General features: G+C 37.1%; 2 protein-coding genes. One reads left to right on the forward strand and one right to left on the reverse strand.

What is annotated here, in order from left to right:
- Positions 1-593: TerB family tellurite resistance protein (locus H6G26_RS41200; protein WP_190737846.1), on the reverse strand; the 593-nt coding region annotated here is incomplete at its 3' end.
- Between the two features lie 1,022 nt (positions 594-1,615).
- On the opposite strand from H6G26_RS41200, the gene H6G26_RS41205 reads away from it, so the two are divergent.
- Entirely contained in the window at positions 1,616-2,074 is a 459-nt protein-coding gene (locus H6G26_RS41205) for a transposase family protein (protein WP_190737848.1), read from the forward strand.
- Positions 2,075-2,141 lie beyond the last annotated feature (67 nt).

Here is a 2,141-nt window from a genome sequence, read left to right on the forward strand (position 1 = left end):
TTAGCAGGTAGAATCGGCACTTTATCGCTAGGCTCCTTAACAAACGCAGTATTTTGTCCTTGAAAAAGTTCTGGATTTAGTAGCATATATACCTCATTTAAAACTGCTTTATCAAAATGTTTTTCAGGTTTAAATGCAGCTGCTAAAACTAGTAAATGTTGCGGTTTAACATCCAAATACTTGGCTAAAGCTTCCAGATACTCTTGCTCATGGCAGTTAACTTTGCCCGTAGCTGCCGACATTTCGTAACCAAAGCCAATCAATAATAGTCGTTCTGATTGCGTAAGGGGATTTATCAAAGTTAGTACTTCATTAAAATTTGAATAAAGCTGACTTTCTTTAATTCCTTTAATCATTAAATGTGTCAGATGGCGTACATCACTTTTTGGTGTACTAAAGCGATACAACATTTTTAGCAGCCTTTGTTTTTCTTCCTCTGTAACTATGCCATCAGCAAACATTACTCCCAGCAATACTGTAATCAAATTAGCTAGGAATATCACTGGTGGCGTAGTATCCAGTTGAGTAAGCTTCTGTCCCGTAATACGTGATAATAAGTCAACTAGGCAATCCCCAACTAATAATGTATTCATAATAATTTAATCATTCTTGATTTATTAGGCTTTCGTAACTTAGTTAGTCAAAACCTATTTATATATTCAGTATATAAGCTGACTTAAAATCTTACTTCAATTTGTGAGCAATAATCTTACTAGATTTGATAATTAACATTTTTATAGTTAGCAAACTTTTAACATAAGAGGATATTATTTTTTGATTTTCATTCAAAGCCTAATCAACCTTTGTAATTAAAACTTGCTTTCTCAATTTATTTTTTTAATACAAAAAAGCATATTGCTATTATTAAGCTTACCCCTGTAACCGTGCTATTACGGAATTTATTAATTGGGTGCTATAAAATTATCAGTATAAATACCCTACCCAAACCTATTCCAATACAGTTCCTCAAAGCGATGCCTACGAGGTGCTACGCCTACGCTAAATCTGTGTCAATAACTAGACATTAATGCGATTATTTATCAACCTATTGAGAGTAAAAGCTTTTTATGATCTACACCTTCTGCACAAGAGTAGATCAGCACCGTCAAGCAGCAATCAGTTTAGCCTTCTTATGTCACTTCCGGAAAACAATAATCGGAGCGAAACGAAGCACAACCTTACTCTCGCACCGGATACCGCCACATCATCTCCGCAACTGCCGCCGCCTCATCCTCCACCGTATACACAGTGTTCCCCGACATCGCAATCGCAATCCTGTTTTTCCTTGCTCACTCGAACCAATCCTTCACAGCAGATTTGACCTGTGCAGATTCTGGTTTTCTCCCCTCTTTACAAGCTGCCACAAACACAGCCTCTGGTGACTTAATACCTTTTCAAGTCCGTATCGCCTCCTTGAGGTAAGCGATCGCCTGTGGTGTCGGTTCACTCCCCAGGATTATCGCCGCCGTTGTAAGAAAAAATCGCATTGCTCCCTGTGGAACAAGAGTACGGACTTCGTTAGAAATAAAGTTTACCTGATTTAAACATTAGACATATCCTTAATATAAACATCGTGAGATGATAGAAAAAGGAGTAAAAACTAGGTGCAGTAAGAATGACCAGTCCTTTGGCAAGAATTGAATCACATCCCCAGGAAGCAAAGAGACTAATTGGAATCAATTATGAGCAGTTTTTAGCATTGGTAGAATTGGCCCAAGAAAGGCATCGAGAAAAACAAGCAGAAATTGAGAAAAATAAAGTTCGGATTATCGCCCCTGGTGGTGGACGTAAATCAGAGATGTCAGCTAAAGAAGGAGTATGCTTATGTCTAGTTTACCTCAGACAAAAACCAATTTTTGAAATTTTAGGACTCCTGTTTGATATCTCTAAAACTAAAGCGAATGACACATTTAATTATTGGGTAGATATTTTGCGAGAGATTCTGCCAGCATCTCAAATAGAAGAAGTTCAAGAAGACCAAGAAAAATATGAAGAATTACGACGTATCCTCTGTGAGCACGAATTAATTGTAGATAGTGCCAGGGTAAGAGCATCTCAATCAGGCTTGACATAAGGAATTAGAAGAATCTAATGTATTGTTAATGAAACAACTGAGAACCTGAATCATATAATTGTTATCC

It is taken from the genome of Nostoc sp. FACHB-888 (assembly GCF_014696655.1).
Taxonomy (GTDB): domain Bacteria; phylum Cyanobacteriota; class Cyanobacteriia; order Cyanobacteriales; family Nostocaceae; genus Nostoc.